Source organism: Marvinbryantia formatexigens DSM 14469 (assembly GCF_025148285.1).
GTDB lineage: Bacteria > Bacillota > Clostridia > Lachnospirales > Lachnospiraceae > Marvinbryantia > Marvinbryantia formatexigens.
Genome location: NZ_CP102268.1, coordinates 4,313,252 through 4,340,165, shown reverse-complemented (window position 1 = coordinate 4,340,165; position 26,914 = coordinate 4,313,252). Strand labels below are relative to the sequence as shown.

16 protein-coding genes are annotated in these 26,914 nt (G+C 50.5%); 14 read left to right on the top strand and 2 right to left on the bottom strand.

All coding sequences use genetic code 11. The features are described from left to right. Positions 1 to 34: 34 nt before the first annotated feature. The 4 genes from NQ534_RS20285 (at position 35) to NQ534_RS20270 (ending at position 10,237) form a co-directional block, all read left to right on the top strand. On the top strand, positions 35 to 3,703 hold the full coding sequence (locus tag NQ534_RS20285) for a glycoside hydrolase family 3 C-terminal domain-containing protein (protein ID WP_176944172.1): 3,669 nt from the start codon (positions 35 to 37) through the stop codon (positions 3,701 to 3,703). 98 nt (positions 3,704 to 3,801) lie between these two features. Then, positions 3,802 to 5,151, top strand: coding sequence for an InlB B-repeat-containing protein (locus tag NQ534_RS20280; RefSeq protein WP_040783073.1), 1,350 nt, complete (start codon positions 3,802 to 3,804; stop codon positions 5,149 to 5,151). Between the two features lie 104 nt (positions 5,152 to 5,255). Then, positions 5,256 to 8,156 (top strand): glycoside hydrolase family 3 C-terminal domain-containing protein, encoded by a 2,901-nt coding sequence (locus tag NQ534_RS20275; RefSeq protein WP_176944171.1) that lies wholly within the window; start codon positions 5,256 to 5,258, stop codon positions 8,154 to 8,156. A 359-nt stretch (positions 8,157 to 8,515) separates the two neighbouring features. Beyond that, positions 8,516 to 10,237 carry an AAA family ATPase gene (locus NQ534_RS20270; protein ID WP_006861856.1) on the top strand — a complete coding sequence of 574 codons (1,722 nt, stop codon included), beginning with the start codon at positions 8,516 to 8,518 and terminating at the stop codon, positions 10,235 to 10,237. Positions 10,238 to 10,277: 40 nt separating this feature from the next. On the opposite strand, the gene NQ534_RS20265 is transcribed toward NQ534_RS20270, so the two are convergent. Beyond that, complete coding sequence (locus NQ534_RS20265) at positions 10,278 to 11,213, bottom strand: radical SAM protein (RefSeq protein ID WP_040783077.1); 936 nt, start codon at positions 11,211 to 11,213, stop codon at positions 10,278 to 10,280. Positions 11,214 to 11,386: 173 nt separating this feature from the next. On the opposite strand from NQ534_RS20265, the gene NQ534_RS20260 reads away from it, so the two are divergent. The 7 genes from NQ534_RS20260 (at position 11,387) to NQ534_RS20230 (ending at position 19,119) form a co-directional block, all read left to right on the top strand. Next, the gene (locus tag NQ534_RS20260; RefSeq protein ID WP_040783079.1) at positions 11,387 to 11,731 is read left to right on the top strand and encodes a winged helix-turn-helix transcriptional regulator; all 345 of its coding nucleotides are present in this window, start codon (positions 11,387 to 11,389) and stop codon (positions 11,729 to 11,731) included. Positions 11,732 to 11,808: 77 nt separating this feature from the next. Then, on the top strand, positions 11,809 to 13,200 hold the full coding sequence (locus NQ534_RS20255) for an AAA family ATPase (RefSeq protein ID WP_006861860.1): 1,392 nt from the start codon (positions 11,809 to 11,811) through the stop codon (positions 13,198 to 13,200). Then, the gene (locus NQ534_RS20250) at positions 13,193 to 13,870 is read left to right on the top strand and encodes a hypothetical protein (protein ID WP_006861861.1); all 678 of its coding nucleotides are present in this window, start codon (positions 13,193 to 13,195) and stop codon (positions 13,868 to 13,870) included. Before NQ534_RS20255 ends, NQ534_RS20250 begins: the two co-directional genes overlap by 8 nt. Positions 13,871 to 13,919: 49 nt before the next feature. Further along, a complete protein-coding gene (locus NQ534_RS20245; protein WP_006861862.1) occupies positions 13,920 to 14,624 on the top strand; it encodes a response regulator transcription factor in 705 nt (234 codons plus the stop codon). Between the two features lie 57 nt (positions 14,625 to 14,681). Continuing rightward, entirely contained in the window at positions 14,682 to 15,605 is a 924-nt protein-coding gene (locus NQ534_RS20240) for a sensor histidine kinase (protein ID WP_006861863.1), read from the top strand. A gap of 168 nt (positions 15,606 to 15,773) precedes the next feature. Next, positions 15,774 to 16,505, top strand: a complete 732-nt coding sequence (locus NQ534_RS20235) for an ABC transporter ATP-binding protein (protein ID WP_006861865.1) — start codon at positions 15,774 to 15,776, stop codon at positions 16,503 to 16,505. After that, entirely contained in the window at positions 16,495 to 19,119 is a 2,625-nt protein-coding gene (locus NQ534_RS20230) for an ABC transporter permease (RefSeq protein ID WP_006861866.1), read from the top strand. Before NQ534_RS20235 ends, NQ534_RS20230 begins: the two co-directional genes overlap by 11 nt. Before the next feature lie 408 nt (positions 19,120 to 19,527). Here the strand turns inward: NQ534_RS20230 and NQ534_RS20225 are convergent, their stop codons facing one another. Next, positions 19,528 to 23,799, bottom strand: a complete 4,272-nt coding sequence (locus tag NQ534_RS20225; protein ID WP_040783082.1) for a 2-hydroxyacyl-CoA dehydratase — start codon at positions 23,797 to 23,799, stop codon at positions 19,528 to 19,530. A gap of 317 nt (positions 23,800 to 24,116) precedes the next feature. Between NQ534_RS20225 and tgt the strand changes: the two genes are divergently transcribed. The 3 genes from tgt (at position 24,117) to leuB (ending at position 26,902) form a co-directional block, all read left to right on the top strand. After that, positions 24,117 to 25,247: a tRNA guanosine(34) transglycosylase Tgt gene (gene tgt, locus NQ534_RS20220; RefSeq protein ID WP_040783085.1), complete on the top strand. Its 1,131-nt coding sequence runs from the start codon at positions 24,117 to 24,119 to the stop codon at positions 25,245 to 25,247. 101 nt (positions 25,248 to 25,348) lie between these two features. Continuing rightward, positions 25,349 to 25,663 carry a preprotein translocase subunit YajC gene (gene yajC / locus NQ534_RS20215; protein ID WP_040783180.1) on the top strand — a complete coding sequence of 105 codons (315 nt, stop codon included), beginning with the start codon at positions 25,349 to 25,351 and terminating at the stop codon, positions 25,661 to 25,663. 156 nt (positions 25,664 to 25,819) lie between these two features. Continuing rightward, positions 25,820 to 26,902 (top strand): 3-isopropylmalate dehydrogenase, encoded by a 1,083-nt coding sequence (gene leuB, locus NQ534_RS20210; protein ID WP_006861870.1) that lies wholly within the window; start codon positions 25,820 to 25,822, stop codon positions 26,900 to 26,902. Positions 26,903 to 26,914 lie beyond the last annotated feature (12 nt).

Here is a 26,914-nt window from a genome sequence, read left to right as displayed (position 1 = left end):
AAAACAAGGAAGGAGTTTTGGGAGAATGAAAAAAATGAGAAAACAGATTTCTGTTCTGGCAGCAGCCGTTATGATGACCAATCCGGTTGCGGTTATGGCGGAGACAGTAGTGCCGGAGGGGAATACCTACGGTTTTGCCGGCACAGGCGGCAGGTATTATACGGATTACGCGACGCTGGAAGATGAGCAGCTTGCGGCGCGCGAGCTGGCAATCGAAGCGGCGGCGGAAGGCTTTACCCTGCTGAAAAATGAGAACAATGCACTGCCACTGAAAAAGGGCGGCTATGTTTCCTTATTCGGTATGCATTCTGTGAATCTGGTAGCCTCCACGGTCGGTTCAGCCGCCGGTTCTACCGGAGCGAACGGTCTGGAGGAAAGTACATTGCAGATGGCAATGGAACAGGCGGGCTTTAAGGTAAACCCAAAACTGGTGGACCTTTACACAAAGCACGAAGCGCTTGGCACTACGGATAATGAGCTCCCGATGGAGTACTACTCGAACGCAACAGTAAGTACCTACAATGGTTACGGAGATGCGGCGATTCTGGTGTTCTCGCGGACCGGTTCTGAGGGTATCGATAAGGTGGCAAGCAACGTAGCCGGTCACTCTGACCCTGCCGACCATGAGATGATGCTGGACGACAATGAGAAAGCACTGGTAAAGCACGTTAAGGAAAACTATCCGGACAAGCCGATCATCGTGCTGATTAACTCTTCCAATATTTTACAGATCCCGGAGCTGGCGGCGCCAAAGGCGGAATCAGAGTATGGCGTTGACGCGATTTTCTGGGTTGGAAATACCGGAAACAATGCGATTGAAGCGATTGGACAACTGTTAAACGGAGACGTCAACCCCAGCGGACATACGGTAGAGGTGTGGGAAAAAGATTTCACAAAAGGCCCGACCTGGACAAACTTCGGACAGCAGACACAGAATGGCACAGATGCTTACCTCTATACGGAAGACGGAAACGCTACCATTTACGCGAATATAGAATATCGTGAGGGCATCTACCTGGGATATAAATATTATGAGACTGCCTATGACGATGCGGCCGAGGAAGAGAAAGATGCAGCGTATGAAAATGTTCTGTATCCTTTCGGCTATGGATTAAGCTACACGACCTTCGACTGGGAGCTGGTTGAAAATGAGGAAAGCACCATCTCCGATGCATGGCAGAAGATGGCGATGCAGGTAAAGGTGACAAACACCGGCGATACGGCTGGCAAGGATGTGGTTCAGATTTACGCAAATCCGCCGTATACACCGGGCGGAATTGAGAAAGCCTCCGCTAATCTGGTTGGCTTTGCAAAGACAGACCTGCTGCAGCCGGGAGAAAGCCAGACTGTTACGATAGAGTGGGTGGCACAGGATATGGCGTCCTTCGACTGGAACGACGCAAACGCTAACGATTTTGCAGGCTACGAGCTGGAGGCTGGCAGCTATGAAATTACGGCGCGCCGCAATTCTCATGATGTAGTGCTGGAAAAAACATACACTGTTGACGAGGGCATCCTCTGCACCAATGATTATACGACTGGCAACGAGATTACTCCGCTGTTTGTAGATGACTGGACGACCGTAAACGATTCTCTTCTGGATCATACTATTTCCAGAGCAACGGGAATGGTTCAGCCGGAGGTTTCCTCTGTGGAGGACCGCACCATCGACAGCGATTATCTGGAAATGATAGACAATCAGTACACGTATCGCTCATACATGGATCAGGGCTATGAAGACTGGTATGTAGACGAGGGCGGCATCCCGTCCACCTGGACGCAGGCGACCGCGCGCGGCGAGGAAGATAAAGCGGAAATCACCATCCAGGATATGACGGGTATAGATTTCACGCTGGATGTGGAAGACGGAGCGGTAGTACAGGGCGATGACGAAGGCTCTCAGAAATGGGAAGCTTTTATGAATCAGTTTACCTGGGAAGAACTCACCGATATGGTCCGCAATGGCGGAGGCGTAGTTTCTCTTCCGTTCGCCGGCATAGAAGGAGCAGGCGCTGACGAAACACCGCTGCAGCTTGCAGGCGGAACCATGTGGGCGTGCCCGCCGATTCTGGCAGCCTCCTTTAATGTAGAGCTGGCGGAGCGCGTTGGAGTTATGATGGGTAACGAAGCACTGTTCAAGGGCTGCTCCTACTGGCAGGGCAATGCAATGAACATTCACAGAAGCCCGCTTTCCGGACGTAACGTAGAGTATTACAGCCAGGATGGTATGCACGGCGGCGCGTTTGCGGCGGCAGTGGCAAAGGGCGTTACCTCTAAGGGCGTTACCTGTGAAATCAAGCATATGATGCTGAATGACCAGGAATCCTATCGCGACCTTAACGGCGGCGTATTCACCTGGGCAACGGAGCAGGTAATCCGTGAGATCTATGCAAGACCGTTTGAAGCAGCTCTGAAGGAAGGAAATGCAACCGGTGTTATGGGTTCCTTTAACCGTCTTGGAAATATCAATTCCCAGCTCAATCCGGCTGTGAAAGCGCTGGTTCGTGATGAGTGGGATAACCGGGCGATTTTTGAAACGGACGCATGGCAGGGAACCTATTGCCCGATCGACTTAATGGTTCGTCAGGGAAATAACCAGATCCTTGGTTCCGGTTCGACCCTTCCGGTAGTTGATCTTGAGGTTGGAACATGGAGCGCAGAGGATAACTGTGTACTGGTTTCAGACGGCGGCGAAGGAACCTTTGCTTCCCAGACACATTACGCGGCGGTTCGTAAGAGCGCACAGGAAATGCTGTGGAATTACAGCAATGGAAACGCTATCCGCAATGGTTATACGACACTGGACGATGCGGTAATGATTTTTGACGCTCACGTAGGTCAGTCTCTGGCAATTAACTTTGAAGGCGTTGATTTTACAGAGGTAAGTCTGGCAGAAGGAGCAGAACTTCCGGCGGGATTTACGTTAGAGGGCGGAGTTATCACAGCGGACGGTTCCCAGGACATCTCGGAATTCACGGTAGGCGTTGTGCTCACCGGCATTGACGGTTATATTACGATGGAAGCAAATGTAGATGTGAAGGTAATTGACCCGATTCATGTATCTTCCACAGAACTGAAAACGGGTGAAGCGGCGGATATTACGATTGACGCACCGTCTTATCCGTATCAGGCGCTGGTGACGATGTTTGGCACATATGTCAACGGCATCACAGATAACGATGGAAACGGAGTTCCTTCCGCAGAGGGCGAGCTTTTTGGAAATCCGGTAACAATTCCGGGTACCGGCGACGCGGTAAGCGGCGATTTTAATATCATAAACTGGTACTGGGTAGACGCGGCGCAGCCTTATGGACAAACAGGCTATGATACGGTTGGACACATTCCGGCTACAAATTCACAGTCCACAGATACCCGCATGATTGAACTGGAGGATATTGCGGCTGGCAATTATTACAAGGCGTTTGAATACGGCTATACGGTATCAGACGAAGATATCGCGAAGCTGGCGGAATACGGTCTTACCTTAGAAAAAGTCATGACGGATTCCGGTTACAGCTATGACGTAAATACCGGTTTGAAGATTTCCGGCACACCGGCGCAGGCGGGAACGGTTGAATTTGGCGTTACTTTAAATCTGCCGTTGGCTCGCGGGTTCGGGTCTGCTTTCCCGAACAATGTTAAAGTTTGCTCACCGGCATATGTGCAGATTCCGACAACGGTAACGCTTACAATCGCTGAGTAACTGTGATACTGGATCCAAAGGTCATGCCTGCATGAAAAACATGACCTTTGGAATCCAAACGTCACAACTGTTTGAAAATCAAGAAAGAAGGAAAAGGTATGAAGAAATTTTTGAAGGCTTTTAGCCGGACTGGTCTGGCGCTTGTAACAGTGCTTTGTATGATGTCGTCTTTTGCGATGGCGGCGGATGAGCTGCCGGGACCGGATACCTCCAAAGAGGTGAAGGAGCTTGAAGTTTATCAGCTTCCGGACAAGACGGTCTATCTTGTAGGAGAAGAATTCAGTGCAGAGGGCGGTATCGTCAAAATTATTTATGAGGATGGCAGCGAAGGCTACATTTCCATGACGGATGAAGCGATTACCATGAAAGCGCCTGCTATGAAAAGCGTAAATACGAAAAATGTGCAGATGAAATATGAAGGAGCAAAGCTGACCTTTAAGGTGGAGGTAGTTGCCGGCATGTGCAATGTGACCTTCATTGCAGAAGGATGCGATGACCAGGTGCAGGAGGTTTCAAAGGGAGATACTGCCAAAGAGCCGGAGGAACCGGCAAGAGACGGATATGTATTTTCCGGATGGTATGCAGACAACGATTATACCCATCTGTATGATTTCAGCGCCGGCGTGCAGGAGGATGAAAATGTTTATGCACTGTGGGTGAAGGATGGAGCAGAGCTTGTCAATGTAACGTTTGATTATGATTACTATGGAACAGCGCTGAGCCAGTACACCTATCCGGTGGAAAGCGGGGCGTGTGTGGCACAGCCCTCCAATACGCCGGAGCGCACAGGCTACAGCTTTGAAAAATGGGTTGGCGAAGATGGAAACGATTTTGATTTCTCCGCTCCGGTTACCGCCGATACCACGATCAAAGCGCAGTGGACAAAGACAGCGACGGATGCGCAGACCTGGGTGTTTGAGGCGGAGGATACTGATCTTTCCGGAAAAATCGGACCGAGTTATTCCGGTTCCGCGCAGGAAGAAAGCATGATCATTTTCAATGACAGTGTGGAAGCAAGCAATGACCGTATGGTAGGTTATCTGTATGAGTCGGGAATTTCACTGGAATTTTATGTGGCTTCCGATATGGATGTGGATGATGCAGAGCTTACGGTCCGCATTGCCGGCGAATATGTCACCATGAGCTATGACAGCAATGACTATCAGGTACTTGTAAACGGCGAAGCTCTGACGTTCCCGCAGGTGACAGTTGAAGCGGATACAGCGACAGCGATTACGCCCTGTGATGACCTTATCAAAATCAGCGGGGTCAGCCTGAAGGAAGGCGAAAATCTGATTCAGCTGGTGACAAACAACAACAATGCTGTTTCGGGTACAACTTTTAAGGCAAATGCACCGATTGTTGACTGCATTAAGCTCACAACGACTGCAGTGGTAATCTGGGATGAAAATCACGGACTGCCGATGACGGAAAATTATCAGAAGTAATTGTAAAAGGGCATGGAGGCATATGCAAGAGGCGGCAGAATCCGCACGGCATATGCCGCGTGTGATTATGAGAGGTGAAGAAAATGTCTGCAAAGACGAAAAAAATGAAAAAATCGAAAGCGGTACTGGCGTGGGGGATTTCGGCGGTATTGATCGGCAGCGCCCTTGGTGCGGGCAATTACCTTGCCTATCATTCCTTCAGCGGCCTTGCAGATACCGTGTTCGGCGGGGTGCGCCCTGTTTATAATACGGATGTGATATCCATGTATCCGGCAACAAATGCTTCCTCAAAGGAAGAAGCGTTCCAGAATGCGCAGGAGGTGAATCTGCGCGTGGCAGAGGAGGGCTTTGTGCTCCTGAAAAATGAGGCGGAAGCATTACCGCTGCAAAAAGGAGCAAAAATCAGCGTTTTTGGAAAAAACAGCGTGAATCTGTCTTATGGCGGGTCCGGTTCCGGCGGCTTTGATACCAGCAATAACCAGAATCTGTATGACAGTCTGGAGAATGCAGGATTTGATATTAACCAGACGCTTAAAAAATTTTATGAGGACAACGGGGCGTCCGGTCCGGCGCGTTCCGCAAACTCCAGCGATCTGGACAGCGGCGATAATCAGCGCATTGCAACGGCGGAAACGCCCCAGAGCAAGTATACGGATGCGGTAAAGGCAAGCTATGATTCTTATAAAGATGCTGCCCTGGTGGTGATTACACGTATTGGCGGAGAAGGCTTTGACCTGCCGCGTTATCAGGGAACGACAGAGGGAGCGGTGAGTGCGGACAGTCATTATCTGGAGCTGGATCAGAATGAACGCGATCTGTTAGCTGCTGTATGTGAGGAAGGCTTTGAGCATGTAGTCGTAGTATTTAACGTGCCTTCCAGCTTTGAAGCGACATTTTTAAAAGACAGCGCCTATGCTGCTTTTTCGGATAAGGTTGACGCAGCTGTATGGATTGGCTTTACCGGCTCCAACGGAATTACGGCGCTGGGAGAGATTTTAAATGGAGAGGTGAACCCCTCCGGACGTCTGGTGGACACCTGGGCATCTGATTTCACGCAGAATCCTTCCTTCCAGAATTTTGGAACCGGGCATACGGACCAGACGACGGATAAATATGATGCCGGTATGTATTATTCCGTAGATTATGAAGAAGGCATTTACGTCGGTTATCGCTATTATGAAACACGCGGGCTGACGGACGGAGAAGAATGGTACGAAGAAAATGTGACATATCCTTTCGGCTATGGATTAAGCTATACGACGTTTGAGTGGAATGTAGGCGAGGCATCTGCAGACGAATTTGACCTGGAGTCTGTGATTACGGTTCCGGTAACGGTAAAAAATACGGGAGATACGGCGGGTAAGGAAGTGGTCCAGCTTTATGTTTCTGCTCCATATACGGAGGGCGGCATTGAAAAAGCCCATAAGGTGCTGGCCGGATATGCGAAAACATCTCTTCTGCAGCCGGGGGAGAGTGAAACCGTGACGGTTTCCTTTGAGCCGTATTCCGCAGCCAGCTATGATTACCGGGATGCAAACGAGAACGGATTCTGCGGATATGAGCTGGAGGCGGGAGAATATACCCTGTATGTATCCCGCAACGCGCATGAGGAAGAGAGTGCGATTACACTGACATTGCTTGAGGATATTCAGATTGGAGAAGATCCGGTGACAGGCAATGAGGTCGTCAACCGCTATACGGGCATAGAGGATAATCTGGACAGCGACTGGCAGCTGGATACTGTGCTTTCCCGTGCAGACTGGGAGGGAACCTGGCCCACAGCACAGACGGACGAAACACATGCCGGAAGCGCGGAGCTGCTTGCCCAGATCGAAGATATTGAAACCAATAATCCGACCGACTTTGAGGAAGAGGATGCGCCCTGGTTCGGAGAGGATGTGATCAGCGTTCTGCGCGATTTACTGCCGGAAACGCCAGCAGCGGATTATCATGCGATCGTTGATTATGATGATGACCGTTGGGAAGAAATCCTTGATGCCTGCAGTGAAGAGGAGATGCTGGAGCTGATTAACAACGGCGCGTATCACACGAAAGCGCTGGAAACGGTGGGACTGCCCGCCACGATACACGGCGACGGCCCGGCGGGCTTTACCTGCTTTATGAACAGCGAGCAGGTGAACGGTACCTGTCAGTACGTGAGCGAGCCGGTGATGGCGGCGACATGGAATGATGCATTGCTTGAGGAAATCGGAGAAGCGATGGGAGAGGAAGGTATCCTTGGCGATAAAGCAACTTCCCAGCCATATTCCAGCATTTATGCGCCGGGCGTAAATATTCACCGCAGCCCGTTTGGCGGACGCTGCTCTGAATATTATTCCGAGGACCCGTATATTTCCGGTATGATGGCATCCGCACAGATTCGTGGATTGCAGGCAAAGGGCGTCGTTCCCATGCTGAAGCATTTTGCGGCAAATGAGCAGGAGACGCACCGCTCCATCGGAGGGGACCTCTCATGGGTTACGGAGCAGAGCCTTCGCGAAATCTATCTGAAGCCGTTTGAGCTGGCTGTCAAGAATGGAGAAAGCCGCGGTATCATGAGCTCCTTTAACCGCATCGGCGCGCGCTGGACCGGTGGTGACTATCGTCTGCTGACAGAAATCCTGCGCGATGAATGGGGCTTCAGGGGAACCGTTATCTGCGATTTCAATACGATTCCGCAATACATGGTACCGCGTCAGATGTTCTATGCGGGCGGCGACCTCGACCTGGCGACCCTGGAAACCAGTATGTGGACAGATGCCGATACCTCTGAAAATGGTGATGCAATCGTACTGCGAAATGCAACGAAAAATATTTTGTACTCCTTTGTAAATTCAAACGCCATGAATGCGGAAGTAATCGGATATAATCCGCCGCTGTGGCATGGATATCTGCTCTGGCTGGACATCGGCGTGGCAGCGCTGCTGCTTCTGTGGGGCGTACTGGCATTTATTCACCGGGCAAAACACAATAAAAAGCTGCAGAGTATGACGGCAGATTCATAAACGGCGCCGGAATACAGATTCTGAAAAAAGCTCCCCGCCCGGCAGTGAGTGAAACCATTCACTGCCGGGCGGGGAAGTTTGTAGTATTGATTCTATAAACTTTATTTTTTGAGAAGTTTATAACATACTGCAGACAATGGTTGATATATTCCGGTCAATCAGGCGGAAAAATTTTAATTCTCGCGAGTAATGAGCTAAGTGCCGTGCTTGCACGAGTATTTGGCGGGCGCATTGCTGTAACGCAAAAGCTTTGCTTGCCGTGTCCGCTGTTTCATGCTAAGATGAAAAAAAGAAGCAGGTGAAAAATCAGGGAAACCGGCAAAACGGTCCGGAGACAGGGACAGGAGCGTGATGATAGCATGGAAATGAGGAAAAAGAAGCTCCCCATCGGGATTGAGGATTTTCAGGAAATCCGGACGGAAGGCTTTTACTACGTAGATAAAACGGAAATGATTCGGGAGCTGCTTGAAAACTGGGCGAAGGTGAATCTGTTTACCCGTCCGAGAAGATTTGGCAAATCTTTAAATATGAGTATGCTGAAATATTTTTTCGATTTGAATACGGATAAATCCATTTTTGACGGACTGAAAATTTCGGAGGCGAAAGCGCTCTGCGAGGAATATATGGGAAAATTTCCGGTGATTTCCGTATCTTTAAAAGGAATTAACGCGGGGAATTATGAAACTGCGCGGGCTATGGCAGTATGGACGATTAATGAGGAAGCCAGCCGGATGCAGTATCTTCTGGAAAGCGACAGGCTTACGCAGTATGATAAGGAGAAATTCTCAGATCTTTTGAGCCGTAAAATGGACGATGCAACGCTTTTTGGAAGTCTGCGTGAATTATCGGGACTGCTGAGAAAGCATTACGGTCAGAAAGTGGTAATTCTGCTCGATGAATATGATGTTCCGCTGGCAAAAGCGTTCAGCCAGGGATATTATGAGCAGATGATAGTGCTGATCCGCAATCTGTTTGAACAGACGCTGAAAACAAATGAAAATCTGCAGTTCGCGGTGCTGACCGGCTGTATGCGGATTTCAAAAGAAAGTATCTTTACCGGACTGAATAATCTGCGTGTGCTGTCCATAGCGGATGTTCGGTTTGATGAATATTTTGGGTTCACAGATGCAGAAGTGAGGGAATTGTTAGACTACTACGGATTATCCGGAAGCTATGATGCGGTAAAGGAATGGTATGACGGATATCAGTTTGGAGATGTGGGCGTATATTGCCCTTGGGATGTGCTCAATTATTGTGATTCGCTGAGAGCGGATTCTGAGGCGCAGCCTCAGAATTACTGGTCAAATACCAGCAGCAATGATGCGGTAAAGCGATTCATCCAGCAGGTGGATATGGAACCGACAAAGCAGGAGATTGAACGGCTGATTGCCGGAGAGACAATCAAAAAGGAAATTCATCAAGAGCTGACCTATCAGGATATGTACAGCTCGATTGAGAATCTGTGGAGCGTCCTCTTTACGACAGGATATCTTACCCAGAGGGGAAAACCGGAAAAGAAGCTTTTCAGCCTTGCCATTCCCAATATGGAAATCCGTGAAATCTTTACAGAACAGATTATGACGCTTTTTAAAGAGGATATCCGGAAAAACAGGGAGACGGTGGACGATTTCTGCCGTGCGCTGCAGGAAGGAAATGCGGCAGAAGTGGAAAAGCAGTTTTCGCAGTTCTTAAAAAAGACAATCAGCATCCGCGATACCTTTGTAAAAAAGCAACTAAAAGAAAACTTCCACCCGGAGGGCGTGCCTTCGGTATATCACGGAATTTTACTTGGAATCCTTGGCAGCTATCATGCCTGGATTGTATCCTCAAACCGGGAAGCGGGAGACGGCTACAGCGATATTCTGCTTTACATGGACGAGGAAGAGCTGGGTATCGTAATTGAAGTAAAATATGCCCAAAACGGCAGGCTGGAGGAGGGATGCCGGGAAGCACTCGAACAGATAGAAACGAACCGGTATGAAGAAGCGCTCAGGGAAGAAGGCGCAGAGCACATCTTAAAATATGGAATTGCCTGCTATAAAAAGCGCTGCCGGGTCATACTTGCGGATATGGCGGAATAAAAGGGACGAATCAGCCCCCATCTTACGATGGGAGCTGATTTTACAGATGCGGCAGATGCTTTCTGTAGCGCCGCAGCTCCTGCTCACTGACATCAGAAATAATCCGTTCAAGCGTTTTCAGAAGCTTTTCTTTATCCTCCGGCAGTCTGCCTCTGAGCTGGAATGCATTGGAGGCTCCCATTGCAGCGAAATACGTTTCAATATGCAGGTTTTCAACCAGAGTGTGAAGCTCCCGATATTTTTCCAGCTCTCCCTCCTCCTGCCAGTTTCCATTCCGGATTTCCCGATAAAGCACAGAATCGGGATAAATGGTCAGCATGTTAGGTCCGACCAGAAACGGATGCAGTTGATTAAAGATTTTTGCGGTGGCTTTTGCACCGGATTCGCCGTTCCCTTTTCCGGAAATACCGGTCAGATAGAAGAAACCGTAGGAGATATCAGCCTGCTCCAGCCTTCTGCACTGCGTAAGAATATCTCTGGCTGTATAGCCCTTCTGCATAAAGGACAGCGCCGCGTTGTCCCCGGTTTCTGCCCCGATGGTCAGCCTGTTATAGCCCGCCTGTCTGAGCAGCGTAAGCTCTTCGTCCGTCTTTTTTACGGAATCCGTTACGCGGGCAAAGCAGCCGATGGATTCGACGGAGGGCAGATATTTTCGTATGATTTCTGCAATTTCCAGCAGCTTATCTGTTTTCAGAACAAACGGGTTGGCGCCCGTCAGAAAAACCCGCCGGATCGGTTCTGGACAGGATTTCCCCGAAAGAATATTCAGCATTTTTGAATGAGGATTTGTGCGAAGAATCTGTGCTTCCAGCAAATCACTTTCGATGTCCTTCAGGGGAGACATCCGGAATTTAAACGGTAAATCACTGTACAGCGTACAGAATTTGCAGTTGTGGTGCGTGCAGCCTGCCGTCACCTCCAGAAGAAGCGAATCCGCCTCATAGGGAGGACGCCAGATCGTTCCAGTATAATGCATAAAAACACCTCACATAGATGGATTATGTGCAGGCAACGGGAAACCTGCACACGACTGTCCCGTTGGGGATATTATAACAGGGTACAGCAAAAAGAAAAGTACAGTACTTTTTTGCAGTACCTTTCTCACCCGGAAAAATGTGTTATACTGATGAAAAAGGGAGGATGAGGCATATGAGAAAATCAGAGGCGGCGGCAGAGCGGTGCAAAACGATTTCCGCTATGCAGAAAATGCTGGGCGGGAAATATAAAATCGAGCTGCTCTGGTATATCGGAAAATGCGATGTAAGGAGATTCGGACAGCTTCGTCGTCAGATTGGAGAGATTACGGAAAGCTCGCTGACGAAACAGCTCCGTGAGCTGGAGGCGGAAGGCTTTATCGTCCGCACCGACTTCCATGAGGTGCCGCCGCATGTCGAATACAGTCTGACAGACCTGGGAGAGAGCTTTTTATCTGTTCTTGATTATATGAAAGAATGGGGCGATAAAAATCTGAATGTTTTTCAAAAAAAGGAATAAAAAATATAAAATAAGAAAAAAGAATTGCAATAAAGAAGGCAGGTGTGTTAGAATATAATCTATGGAGGAAGAAAGCTATGGAGAGTATCATAAGGTTGGCTTCGCTGAAAATTTCGAATATTAAAAATGTAAAAAACGGACAAATTATGATGCCAAATGCCTGTCGGAAACAGTTATCCTACAAAAATGCTGAAGTATTGGGCATATATGGCCAGAATGGTTCTGGAAAAACGGCTATAATTGATACGTTGTATTATTTACAGGAAATTATGACTGGCAGGACGGTTGAAGAAGAAGCGGCAGATTATATCGATGTAAATGATAATCGGGCGGAGATTTCTGCAGATTTTTATATTTTTATAGAAGAGACCATTTATGAGGTAAATTACAGGGTTATTTTGCAGAGAGATGGAAAGCGGGCAGAAATTGTCCGGGAAACTATAAGCTGTGCCATAAATAAAGGTAATTCCAGAAGTAATAAAACAGTATTTATGGATTTTCAGCGCGCAGACAGAGAAAATATATTTCTTCCGAAAAAGAGACTGGATGAGGTTGTGGAAGCCAATACAGAAAACAAAACGGACCTTATCGTAGCAAGAAAGATGGCAGAGAAGGGTAATTATTCTTATATTTTCGGAGAAAGCAGCAGAGAAATTTTCTGCCGCATATACGAAAATAATTTCAAACCTTATTCAGAGGTAATAAGGGCATTGTTCCGATTTGCATTAAGGGATTTGTTCGTCATCCGCAATGCACATTCCGGGATGATTTCCGCCAATTTTTTGCTGCCGGTGGCATTTCGGATTGAACAGAATGAAATTGGAATGAAAGGAGATTTGGCTGTTCCGCTGACAGAGCCGGTTATTCTAAATGAAGAAAGAAAAAAAATCCTGGATACCATTGTTGAGCAGATTAATATGGTTTTGTTCACTATTATTCCGGGAATGAGGATAGACATTTATAATTACGGAAAACAGTTGATGGATTCCGGCGAAGACGGATACCGAGTGGAGCTTGTTTCTGTCAGAGAAAACATGCCTCCGATTCCAATCCGGATGGAGTCAGAAGGAATTATTAAAATTATTTCTATTTTGAATGTTTTGATTCAGGCATTTGGCGATGCTTCAGTTTGTCTGGCGATTGATGAACTGGATGCGGGCATTTTTGAATATATGCTCGGAGAATTGCTTGACATTTTCAATAAAAGCGCAAAAGGGCAGCTGATATTTACTTCTCATAATTTACGTGCGCTGGAGATGCTGGATAAAGACAGTATTATGTTTTCCACAGCAAATCCGGACAGAAGATATATCAGGATGAAGAACATAAAAGCGTCAAACAATCTCAGGGATATGTATCTCAGGGGAATTACACTGGGAGGCCAGGATGAAGTAATTTATGAGGAAACGGACAGTCTGAGAATTGCACGTGCCTTCAGAAAGGCAGGAAGGACAATACTGCATGATTGAGAAGAAAGTTGTTGCGTTCATCGTGGAAGGTCCAAGCGATGAAGCAGCGCTTGGGACTATTATGAAAGAATATTTTTCCAGCAATGAGGTGCAATTTGTTGTTGTGCATGGAGATATTACTCTGAAGGATTATGTCTCCACAGATAAGATTCTGACAAAAATAAATGAACAGATTGAAAATATAAAAAGTAAATATCGGTATCATCAGGATGACTTCATAAAGATTATTCATATTGCAGACACTGATGGTGTGTATATTCAGAGCACAGATATAAAAAAAGCAGATATAGAAGAAATACGGTATTATGAAGAATGTATTGAAGCTCCTGATGTAGGTGCAATTATAGACCGGAACAGGCGAAAAGGTGCCGTTTTATTTAAACTGAGAAAGACCGGAAAAATAAATGGCATTCCTTATCGGATTTATTTTAATTCCTGTAATTTGGAGCATGTATTGTATAATGAATTAAAGGCATTTACAGATGAGGAGAAACAAATACTATCAGATGATTTTGCTGAACGCTATGATGGAAAGGCAAATGAATTTATAGATTTTATATCAGACCCGGCTGTAGCTGCTCCGGGGACATATCAGAAAACATGGGATTATATTGAAAAAGATAAGAATTCTCTTAATCGGCACTCTAATATGCATTTGATTTTTACGTAGAATAAAAGTCTTCTTACCATAATCAGATTGCTTTGGGAGGCGGACAGATTTGACACAGATATTTTTCATAGAAGACGATGAGGCGCTGGCGGAGGGCATTTCGTTTGCGCTGGAGCGGGAGGGCTATCAGATAAGCTGCTTTTCCACCTGCCGCGCAGGGCGGGAGGCGATTGCAGAACGGCAGCCGGACCTGGTGCTGCTGGACTGGAATCTGCCGGACGGCGACGGGCTTGCGCTCTGCCGGGAGATTGCCGGGACGGCGGGCGTGCCGGTGCTGATGATTACGGCGCGCGATATGGAGATCGACCAGGTGATGTGCCTGGAGAGCGGTGCGGACGATTACATTGCAAAGCCTTTTTCACTGGCGGTTTTAAAGGCGCGCATTGCGGCGCTTCTGCGCAGGCGGGGCGGGCAGGATTCCTCCGGATGGCTCATTTCCGGGGATATCCGTCTGCAGGAAAAAGAAATGAAGGCGTACCTCAAAGACAGAGAGCTGGACTTAAGCCTTACAGAATTTAAGCTGTTGAAATACTTTCTGGAAAATAAAAACCAGGTGCTGCTGAAGGAGCAGATCCTGGCGCGCGTGTGGGATAGCGGCGGCAGCTTTGTGGAGGAAAACACCCTGATGGTAAACATCCGGCGCCTGCGCACAAAGGTGGAGGAGGATGCCTCGCATCCCAGATATATCAAAACAGTACACGGCATGGGCTATCTGTGGGAAGACAGACCGGCAGAACAGGTAGATGTGCATTAAGGAAGCTGCCGGGATTTTTGCGCATTGCAGAGTCCCGCCATATCAGAGGAGAACATAATGAACAGGGAACAGATGACAGTAGCTGCGGCGCTTACTGTGGCGGCGCTGGCACTTCTGGCGGCACTGCTGATGGGCGGATATCTGCTGCGCACGCTGAACCGTATGCAGAAGCTGCTGCGCGATTACCGGGAAAAGGGCAGCGCCGCATTCCAGACCATGAAAGAGACGCGGGAATCCAGGCTGGAGAGCAGCCTGGAGCGCATTTTGCAGCAGGCTGCCGGAAAGGAAGAAGCGGCGGAGCGGGAGCGTGACGAGGTGGCGGCGCTTCTTTCCGACCTCTCGCATCAGTTAAAAACGCCGATGGCAAATGTGCGGATGTATACCGAGCTTCTGGAGGACGATACACTCTCAGAGGAGCAGCGCCGCCGGTTTGCGCAGCAGGCAAACGCACAGGCGGAGAAAATGCAGTGGCTGCTGGAGAGTATGCTGAAAGCCTCGCAGCTTGAACGGGGTATGATTGTATTCACCGCGCAGTTTTCCGGCATCCGGGAGACGATTGGCAGGGCGGTCAGCGGAATCTATGCCCAGGCAGAGGAAAAAGCGATTACCCTGCAGGTGGAGCCGTTTGAGGACCGGCGCCTCTGGCACGAGCCGGGCTGGACGGCGGAGGCGCTCGGCAACCTGCTTGACAACGCCGTAAAATATTCTCCGGAGGGCAGCACGATTACCGTACGCGTGCAGCCGATGGAAATCTACACGCAGATAGAAATCTGCGACCAGGGACAGGGAATCGCAAAGGAGGAATACAATAAAATTTTCCAGCGCTTTTACCGCGGGGAGAATACCGGTCACACCGGCGGCAGCGGTCTGGGGCTGTATCTTGCGCAGTTAATTTTAAATAAAGAAAAGGGGTATATCACGGTCGATTCCCGCGAAGGCGCGGGAAGCTGCTTTCGGGTGTTCCTGCTGAATGAAGTATGAAGTCATCATTCACGCCAGCCTCAGACACCCGCCGCGGCGCAAAGCCAGCCCTGCGTGTGACGGTTCTGACAGTTTTGTAAGAACTTTTTTCTTTTTTGTCAGCGGAGTGTCAGAAAGGGATGCTAGTATAAAAGCATCCGAAATGCTGATAAGAAAGGGGACTATCATATGGACATCTTAAAAACAGTCAATCTGAAAAAGTATTACGGTTCCGGGGCGAATCTTGTAAAGGCACTGGATGGAGTGAACCTCACGGTCGAAGAGGGCGAATTTCTGGCGGTGGTCGGAACGAGCGGCTCCGGCAAGAGCACGCTGCTGCATATGCTCGGCGGGTTGGATTACGCAACGTCGGGGGAGGTCATCGTTTCCGGTAAAGAAATTTTCAAGCTGAACGAATCAGAGCTGACGATTTTCCGCAGGCGCAACATCGGCTTTATCTTCCAGAATTATAATCTGGTGCCGATTTTAAACGTCTATGAAAATATTGTGCTTCCAATCGAGCTGGACGGAGAAAAGCCGGACCGCGCGTTTATTAAAGAAATTATGAATATGCTCGGCATTCTGGAAAAAAAGAACAGTATGCCGAACCAGCTCTCCGGCGGACAGCAGCAGAGAGTGGCAATCGCGCGGGCGCTCGCCAGCAAACCTGCCATTATTCTCGCGGACGAGCCGACCGGAAATCTGGATTCCAGAACATCGCAGGAGGTTCTGGGGCTTCTGAAGCTGACGGGCGAGCAGTTTCACCAGACAATCGTGATGATAACGCACAATGATGCGATGGCGCAGCTTGCCGACCGCGTCATCCGCATTGAGGACGGGAAGATTACCGGAGGACAGAGCACACCGGAGGCATATGCGCCCAGAGAGCGGATGCAGAGAGGAGCGCGCCATGAAAAATAACAACAGCGGGGTGGTGCGCCGTCTTTCCATGCGGAGCCTCAAAAACAATAAGATGCGTAATATCTTTGCAGTCGCGGCAATCGCGCTCACCTGTATGCTTTTTACGACGCTGGCGGCGATGGGAATCGGCATGATAGACGTCACCCAGGAATCCACCATGCGGGAGGTGGGCGGCAGATTCCATGCCGGTCTGAAAGCCGCCACCCGTGAGCAGATGGAAAAGGTGACAGCGGATGAGCGGGTGAGATCGTACACCTGGAATATCTTTATCAGTCAAGCGGAAAATCTGACACGACGCCAGTACGAGCTGCGGCTGGCGCAGGGAGAGGAGGAGCTGGAGAACTCCTTTATCACGCTGGCGGAGGGTGCGATGCCGGAAAAGGAGGAGGACATTATCGTCGACACCTACGTGCTGGACGAGCTGAAGCTGCCGTATGAGACGGGCGTGGAAATCCTGCTGGAATTTACCTTTCACGGGGAGAAAATCAGCAAAACCTTCCGGGTCTGTGGCTGGTATGAGGGCAGTCAGATCAGTCACGCCTCCGAGCTCTATATATCAGAAGCATACTGGAAGGAACTGAAGGGAAGTCTCACCGACGAGGATTTTGTGGCGTGGGGCGAATCGCATCCCAACGAAGCCGGAGCCGGTCTGTATGCGGTCGGTCTGTACTTTGACAGCGCGGCGGATATTGAGCAGACGGTGCGTTCCATCATTGAGGACGCGGGCTACGATCCGGACGTCACCTTAGGGTATGGGGTGAACTGGGCGTACATGCAGAACCGCGCGGAGGCGGCGGACCCGTTCTCAGTGGTAATTCTCGTGGGTGCACTGGTGGTTATTCTGATTACGGGCTATCTGATTATTTATAATATTTTTTACATTTCCGTTTTTCAGGATATCCGTTTTTACGGATTGCTGAAGACAGTCGGCACCACCGGGCGTCAGATACAGGGAATGATCAGGCGGCAGGCACTGGTGCTCTCGGCCATTGGAATACCAGTCGGTCTGGCGGCGGGTTATCTGGCGTCCCGAATCGTATTTCCCTTTATGCTGCGGGTGACCGGCTATGACAGCCTTGGGGTGGAAATGAAATTCAGTCCGCAGGTCGCGCTGTTCGGTATCGTATTTGCGCTTATCACTGTTTTTATAAGCTGCCGCAAGCCGGGGAAAATAGCCGGCAGCGTGTCGCCGGTGGAGGCGGTCCGCTATACAGAGGGCAGCGGTGTGCGCAAAAAGGAAAAGAAATCCGAGACGGGGGCGCGGATTCACCGTATGGCGCTCTCCAATCTCGGACGCAGCAAAAAGAAAACAACGCTTGTTCTTTTGTCTCTGTCCTTCAGCATGGTGCTGCTGTGCGTGGTGCTGACCGGCATCGGAAGCTTCCGCATCGACGCCTATCTGGAGCAGCGGCTGCTGGGTGATGTCCTGCTGGCGCCGACCTATATTACCGGAGGCGGAACAGTGATGTCTTCCGGGGTAGATGAGGCATATATAGAGCTGGCGGACGCACAGCCGGGCGTCCTCTCCAAAAACGAGCTGTGGCAGATTTTCAACAGAACCTATATCTCGCTGGACGAGACGGGACTGGAGCGCTACCAGAGCTTTGAGGACCAGGGCATTCTAAGGGAAGGCGACTGGGGGACAAGTGTAATTAATACGGCGAAGGAGCAGCGGCAGCTTAACGCTGACATATATGCATACGACACGGATATCCTGTCCAACTTAAAGGTGCTGGACGGAGAGCTGGATATCGAAAAATTTTCGCAGGGCGGCTATGTGCTGCTGACGGAAATTATCGGCGATCATACAGAGGGCGCGCGCATCTATCGTCCGGGTGAGAAGCTGAAGGTTCTCACGGTAACGGATGATTCGGAAGCTATAGAGATAAAAGACGAGGCGGGAAATATTGTCGATTACCGTTTTACAAATCTGGAAGAAAAAGAGTACGAGGTGATGGCAATCGTGGAGATTCCATCCAGTATGACAGACCAGTCCAGCCCTGTCAACGGTGTGCGTGCAGTGCTGCCCAAACAGGATGTACAGACATCCCCATATAGCTGGTGCTTCGGCGTATCCTACACAGTAGAAGAAACACAGCTTGACAGCTTCGTGCAGGAAATCGAAAACTACTGCGAAAACATAAACCCGGAAATGGGCTATCTGACAAAGGCGTCGCTGATGGAAGGCTTCGACAGCATGATTACGGCAATACGCATTATCGGAATCGCTCTCAGCGCGGTAATCGCCATTATCGGGGTGCTGAATTTCATAAACTCCATCGTTACGGGAATCATCGCCCGCAAACGGGAATTCGCCATACTCTGCAGCATCGGCATGACGCAGCGGCAGCTAAAGCGGATGCTGGTGGAAGAGGGGCTGTATTACGTGCTGATATCCGGCGTCATCAGTCTCATACTGGGAACCGTGCTGTCCTGGGCAATCATGACAGCGCTCAACAACGTGATCATGTTCTTCGCCTACCGCCCGAACTTCCTTGCCTATCTGATCATGCTGCCCCTGCTGGCGGTCCTTGCGGTGATAGTACCGTTCGCGGCATACCGGCGGACACAGAAGGAGAGCATCGTACAGCGATTGCGGGACACCGAAAACTAAAAAGACATGCAGAGACTGCGGGATACCTGGAATCAGAAAACCCGCAGCATCCTGCGGGACACAAACCGGCGTCATGAATCCGGCGCCAACTAAAAAACGTCCACTGGATATTTTTGTTGTATGCATGGCAATACAAAAGAAGAATCCGGCGCCATAATTCCGGCGCAGACAATAGGCAGATTTTGCAGGATTTGCGAGCATAGCGACCGCTGTTTTTGTCGACCAGCTTCTATGGAGACAAAACAGCGGTCAATAAGCGGCGCAGCAAATCCAAAAAATCAACGTGTCTGCACTGGAAATATGGCGACCGGATTCTGTGCGTTTTATGGTCGCGCATTTAATGATTGCGCGTTTAATCTAATGGCTGCACATGCTACAACTGTGCGCTTTATGGATTATACTGCTTATTTACGCATCCTTCGCAGCCGCCGCCTCTTCCTGCCGCTGTGCGCGCAGATTTTTCTGGGCGGTACTGAGCATCAGCTTAATACGGTTAAGCTGGTTTACCTCGCTGGCGCCCGGATCGTAGTCGATTGCAACAATATTCGCCAGCGGGTGCTGCCTGCGGATTTCCTTGATAACACCCTTGCCGACCACATGGTTCGGCAGACAGCCAAAGGGCTGCGTGCAGACGATATTATTTACGCCGCTATGTATCAGCTCCATCATCTCACCGGTGAGGAACCAGCCCTCGCCGGTCTGATTGCCGAGCGATACGATCGGCTTTGCGTATTCCGCAAGCTGTGAAATCTTTGTTGGGGCATCGAAATGACGGCTCTTCTGAAATTCCTTCACGGAGGTATTCCGGATAAATTCCAGAAGCTTGATTCCGGCGTTGGCAAGCGTTGCCGTACTCTTCTTCATGCCAAGCTCCTGTGCCTTAAAGTTCGAGTTATAGAAGCAGTAGAACAGGAAATCAAGCAGATCCGGCACCACCGCCTCGGCGCCTTCCGCCTCCAGAAGGTCCACCAGATAATTATTCGCCGCCGGCATAAACTTCACCAGAATCTCGCCGACAACGCCGACGCGGGGCTTTGGAATACCACGGATGGGCAGATTATCAAAATCTGTGATAATCTCGCGGCAGAGCTTTGTAAAGCCGTGGTAGGACGGATGCTTCTGCGTCAGGAACTTAATACACTCTGCCTCCCATTTCAGATGCATTTCATTCGCCGAGCCGGGAATCACTTCGTAGGGGCGCATACGGTAAAGGCAGCGCATAAAAATATCCCCGAAAACAACGGCGTACATGCCCTTCATCACCATCGGAAGCGTAATCTTAAAGCCCGGATTTGTCTCAAGCCCGGAAACGTTCAGAGAAATTACCGGAATCTCCGGGTGCCCCGCCTTTGCCAGCGCGCGGCGGATAAAGCCGATATAGTTGCTGGCGCGGCAGCCGCCGCCGGTCTGCGTGATAATAACAGCCGTCTTTGACGTATCATACTTTCCAGAGAGCACGGCGTCCATAATCTGCCCGACCACCATCAGAGAGGGGTAGCAGGCATCGTTATTTACGTATTTCAGTCCGACGTCCACGGCGTGCTTTCCGTCATTTCTCAGCAGCTCGATATGATAGCCGCAGCTTCTCAGCGCAGGCTCCAGTATGCGGAAATGAATCGGCGACATCTGCGGACAGAGGATCGTGTAATCCTTACGCATTTCCTCGGTAAACAGCACACGGTGCATATTGGCGGGAACGATGGTGCGCTCCTCATGCTTCTGCTCCTTCGAGCGCAGCGCGGCGATCAGCGAACGGATACGGATACGCGCCGCTCCCAGATTGTTTACCTCGTCGATTTTCAGACAGGTATAAATCTTGCCGGAGCCGGTCAGAATATCATTCACCTCGTCGGTAGTAACCGCGTCCAGACCGCAGCCGAAGGAATTTAACTGGATAAGGTCCAGAAAATCCGTCGTTTTTACGTAATTTGCCGCCGCGTAGAGACGGCTGTGATACATCCACTGGTCGCTGACAAGCAGCGGACGCTCCGGCTGGTTCAGATGCGATACGGAATCCTCAGTCAGTACGGCGATGCCGTAGGAGGTAATCAGCTCCGGAATCCCGTGGTTAATCTCATTATCAATATGATACGGTCTGCCCGCCAGCACGATGCCGTGTTTGTGATTTTTCTTCAGCCACTCGATGGTCTCCTCGCCTTTTCTGTACATTGCCTGGCGCGTTTCCTCCTGCGCTTTCCAGGCATTTGCGGCAGCCGCCTTCACCTCTGACGCCGGAATCTCCGGAAATGCCTTGATGAGCTGTCCGGTGACAGTTTCCAGGCTGGTGAGCGCCATAAACGGGTTGCGGAAATCAATATTCGGGTCCCGCAGCGCCTCCACATTGTTTTTGATGTTTTCTGCATAGGAGGTGACAATCGGGCAGTTGTAGTGGTTGACGGCATCCGGGAACTCACACCGCTCATAGGGGATGCAGGGGTAGAAAATAAACCGTACGCCCTGATGCAGCAGCCATTCAATATGTCCGTGCGCCAGCTTTGCCGGGTAGCACTCCGATTCACTCGGAATCGATTCGATGCCGAGCTCGTAGATCTGCCGGGTACTTGCCGGAGAGAGTACGACCTCGTACTTCAAATCGGTAAAGAAACGGTGCCAGAACGGGTAGTTCTCGTACATGTTCAGCACGCGCGGCAGACCGACCTTTCCGCGCACAGCCTGGTCGCTCTCCAGCACCTCGCGGGAGAACAGCAGCTTGTTTTTGTATTCAAACAGATTCGGGATATCGCTGTTTTTCTTTTCCTTTCCAAGACCGCGCTCACAGCGGTTTCCGCTGACGAACTGGCGTCCGCCGGTAAAGCGGTTGATGGTCAGACGGCACTGGTTGGTGCAGCCCTTACATTTTGCCATGTGCGTGGTAAACTGCAGGCTGTTGATTTTTTCAATCGGCAGCATGGTGGTCTGCCTGCTGGAATCATAACGCTCACGCGCAATCAGCGCGGCGCCGAAAGCGCCCATAATGCCGGCGATATCGGGACGGATCGCTTCGCAGTTTGCGATGCGCTCGAAGCTGCGCAGCACCGCGTCGTTGTAGAATGTACCGCCCTGCACGACAATATGCTTTCCGAGCTCGGAGGCGTCGGAAACCTTGATTACCTTATATAAAGCATTTTTGATGACCGAGTAAGCAAGTCCGGCGGAAATATCCGCGACGGAAGCGCCCTCCTTCTGCGCCTGCTTTACCTTGGAATTCATAAAAACGGTACAGCGGGTGCCGAGGTCGATCGGATGCTTTGCAAACAGTGCCTCATGCGCAAAATCGCTGACACTGTAATTTAAGGACTTTGCAAAGGTCTCGATAAAAGAACCGCAGCCGCTGGAGCAGGCTTCGTTGAGCTGCACGCTGTCCACAGTCTGGTTTTTGATTTTGATGCACTTCATATCCTGTCCGCCGATATCCAGGATGCAGTCCACCTCCGGGTCGAAGAAAGCGGCGGCGTAGTAGTGTGATACCGTTTCCACCTCGCCCTCGTCCAGCATCAGAGCCGCCTTGATAAGCGCCTCGCCGTAGCCGGTGGAGCAGGACCAGGCAATCCGCGCATTGGCGGGAAGATGCTCATAGATTTCCTGTATCGCCTGGATGGTGGTCTTTAAGGGACTGCCGTTGTTGTTGCTGTAAAAAGAATATAAAAGGGAGCCGTCCTCACCGACGAGGGCCGCCTTTGTGGTGGTGGAGCCTGCGTCGATGCCGAGAAAGCATAAGCCCTCGTAGGTGCTTAAATCATCCGTGACAACGTTGTACTGGTTCTGACGCTCGTTAAAGGCGTCGTAATCCTCCTGGGAGGCAAAAAGCGGCTCCAGACGCGCTACCTCAAATTCCAGCTTGATGTTACCGGATAATTTTTTGATAAGCGCCTCCGTGTCCGTGAGAACAGCCATTTCGCTGTTCATGGCGGAGCCGATTGCCGCAAACAGATGCGAGTTTTCCGGCGTGATGGCGTGCTCGTCGTCCAGCTTCAGCGTGCGGATAAATGCCGCTTTCAGCTCGGATAAAAAGTGCAGCGGACCGCCGAGAAACGCCACATGACCACGGATCGGTTTTCCGCAGGCAAGACCGCTGATGGTCTGGTTGACGACCGCCTGGAAAATAGAGGCGGACAAATCTTCTTTCGTCGCGCCATCGTTGATGAGCGGCTGGATATCGGATTTTGCAAATACACCGCAGCGCGCTGCGATGGGATAGATGGAGCGGTAATTTTTTGCAAATTCGTTCAGTCCCGATGCATCCGTCTGGAGCAGGGACGCCATCTGGTCGATGAAGGAGCCGGTACCGCCGGCGCAGATACCGTTCATACGCTGCTCCACACTGCCGCCGTCAAAGTAAATGATTTTTGCATCCTCGCCGCCAAGCTCGATGGCAACGTCGGTCTGGGGCGCGTAGTGTGAGAGCGCTGTGGACACGGAGATGACCTCCTGTACAAACGGTACCTCCAGATGCTTTGCAAGGGAAAGTCCGCCGGAACCGGTGATCACCGGAGAAACCTTCAGGACGCCAAGCTTTTCCTCGGCTCTTTTTAAAAGGGTGACAAGTGTTTCCTGTATATTAGCAAAGTGACGCTCGTAGTCCGCGAACAGGAGCGTGTCGTTTTCGTCCAACACTGCAATTTTTACAGTCGTAGAACCAATGTCAATTCCAAGCCTGCAGGCTGAATTCTGCTGAGTCATAATTTTCAGAGTAAACCTCCTTTTAAACATATATATATTGCCGGATAAGGCATGAAAACCATCTGAAACCGGCTTATTTCATTTCATCGTGTTACAGTATACGACAAATTTCGGGAGAGTGCAAGTTGCAGATACTGTTAAAATTCTATAAAGCATTTCGAAAGTATCCGGAAGTGTTCAAGGGGCAGCCCTCTTGTTTTTTGCGGACAGATGTGGTAATCTGAATCCGTCATTGATGTTGGGGTCAAAAGCCCTAAATATGATGCGAATTTATCCTGTGATGCAGCGGGCGAAAACAAAATGAAATGAGGAAAAGAATGTATCAGATTAAGAAAACAGAAGGACGGGCAAAGCGTGCGGAGCTTGTGACCGTTCACGGAACGATTCAGACGCCGGTGTTTATGAATGTAGGAACGGCGGCGGCTGTCAAAGGGGCGGTTTCCACGATGGATCTAAAGGAAATCGGCACCCAGGTGGAGCTCTCCAATACCTATCATCTGCATGTGCGTCCGGGGGACGATGTAATCCGGCAGCTCGGCGGACTGCACAAGTTTATGGTCTGGGACAGACCGATTCTTACGGATTCCGGCGGCTTCCAGGTGTTTTCCCTGGCGGGGCTGCGCAAGATTAAGGAGGAGGGCGTATATTTCCAGTCGCATGTTGACGGGCGGAAAATTTTTATGGGACCGGAGGAGAGTATGCAGATTCAGTCAAACCTCGCCTCTACGATCGCGATGGCGTTTGACGAGTGCCCCTCCAGCCGGGCGACGAGGGAATATGTGCAGGCATCGGTGGACCGCACGACGCGCTGGCTTGCGCGCTGCAAGGCGGAAATGGCCAGGCTTAACAGCCTGCCGGATACCATCAACCGGCAGCAGCTTCTCTTCGGCATCAACCAGGGCGCGGTTTACGAGGATATCCGCATCGCGCACGCCGATGCAATCTCGGAAATGGACCTGGACGGTTACGCTGTCGGCGGGCTTGCCGTCGGGGAGACGCACGAGGAAATGTATCATATTCTGGACGAGGTGGTGCCGCATCTTCCGCAGAATAAGCCGACCTATCTGATGGGCGTGGGAACGCCGGCGAATATTCTGGAGGCAGTGGAGCGCGGAGTGGATTTCTTCGACTGCGTATATCCCAGCAGGAACGGCCGCCACGGACATGTGTACACGGCGCACGGAAAGCTGAATCTTTTTAATGAAAAATATAAGCTGGATGAGCGCCCGATCGAGGAGGGGTGCGGCTGCCCGGCATGCCGTCATTACAGCAGGGCGTATATCCGCCATCTGCTGAAGGCGAAGGAAATGCTGGGGATGCGTCTGTGTGTGCTGCACAACCTGTATTTTTACAATCACCTGATGGAAGAGATACGGGACGCGCTGGATGAAGGGCGTTTTTCGGAGTACAAAGCGGAAAAACTGGCAGGATTTGAAAAAATGACTTGATGAACCGCGTAATTTTGTGTATGATGGTATGAGTATTATCTGTGCTGTGCAAAAATATGCGCGCGGCACGGGAGAAAGAGAGAAAGGAAGGAACACCAATTATGTTTTTATTGACAGAGAGTGCGGCGGCATCCGGTACAAGCAGTATTATTATGCTGGTATTTTACGTGGTGATTATCGGAGCGGCAATGTATTTTATGGCAATCCGCCCGCAGAAAAAGGAACAGAAAAGAATCAACGCAATGCTTTCGGAGCTGGCTGTCGGGGACAGCGTCGTGACGACAAGCGGTTTTTACGGCGTGGTAATTGACCTTACGGATGAGGATGTAATTGTAGAATTCGGCAGCAACAAAAACTGCAGAATTCCGATGCGCAAATCCGCCATCGCAGAAGTAGAAAAGGCGGACGCACAGTAAGACAGCAGAATCAGACATAAGCTGGGGACATGGCACATTCTGCTGTGTCCCCCGTTTGTAAAAATGACGTAACAGTGCGGTCATCTGACGCCGGCGCTTTTGCGGATGGCGCGGCCGGGCTGTTGCGAAACGACAGCAGGGCGGAGGAATAGGATTATGAATTATAAAATCGCAGTGATTCCGGGCGACGGCATTGGTCCGGAGATTGTCGCGCAGGCGAGAGAGGTGCTGGACGCGGCGGGGAAAAAATATGGATTTCAGCTTGACTATACAGAGCTGCTGATGGGCGGGGCATCCATTGATGTGTACGGGGTTCCGCTGACGGATGAGACGATTGAAGCGGCGAAGGCAAGCGATGCGGTGCTTATGGGCTCTATCGGCGGAGACGCAAAGACGTCGCCGTGGTATCAGCTGGAGCCATCTAAGCGTCCGGAGGCGGGGCTTCTGAAAATCAGAAAGTCCCTGAATCTGTTTGCGAACCTGCGCCCGGCGTACTTATATGAGGAGCTGAAGGCGGCGTGTCCGCTGCGCGATGAGATTATCGGGGACGGCTTCGATATGATGATTATGCGCGAGCTGACCGGCGGTCTGTACTTTGGCGAGCGCAGGACGGTGGAGGAGAACGGCGTGCGCAAAGCAATCGACACGCTGACCTACGATGAGAATGAGATCCGCCGCATCGCAAGACGCGGATTTGAGATCGCGCGGAAAAGAAGAAAGAAAGTGACCAGCGTCGACAAGGCGAATGTGCTGGATTCCTCACGGCTCTGGAGAGCAGTTGTAGAGGAGGTCGCAAAGGAATATCCGGATGTGGAGCTTTCCCATATGCTGGTAGACAACTGCGCAATGCAGCTTGTGCGTGATCCGGCGCAGTTCGATGTGATTCTCACGGAAAATATGTTTGGCGATATTCTGTCGGATGAAGCGAGCATGGTGACAGGCTCTATCGGGATGCTGTCCTCCGCAAGTCTGAATGAAACAAAATTCGGTCTGTATGAGCCGAGCCACGGCTCCGCGCCGGATATTGCCGGAAAGGATATTGCAAACCCGATTGCCACGATCCTGTCGGCGGCGATGATGCTGCGTTTTTCCCTGGACCTGGACGAGGCAGCGGACGCTGTTGAGCGGGCGGTAAAGCAGGTGCTCAAAGACGGCTACCGCACGGGCGATATTATGTCGGAGGGCTGCACGCAGGTAGGCTGCCGTGAAATGGGACGGCTGATCAAAGAACGAATCTGAGGGAGGAAAAGT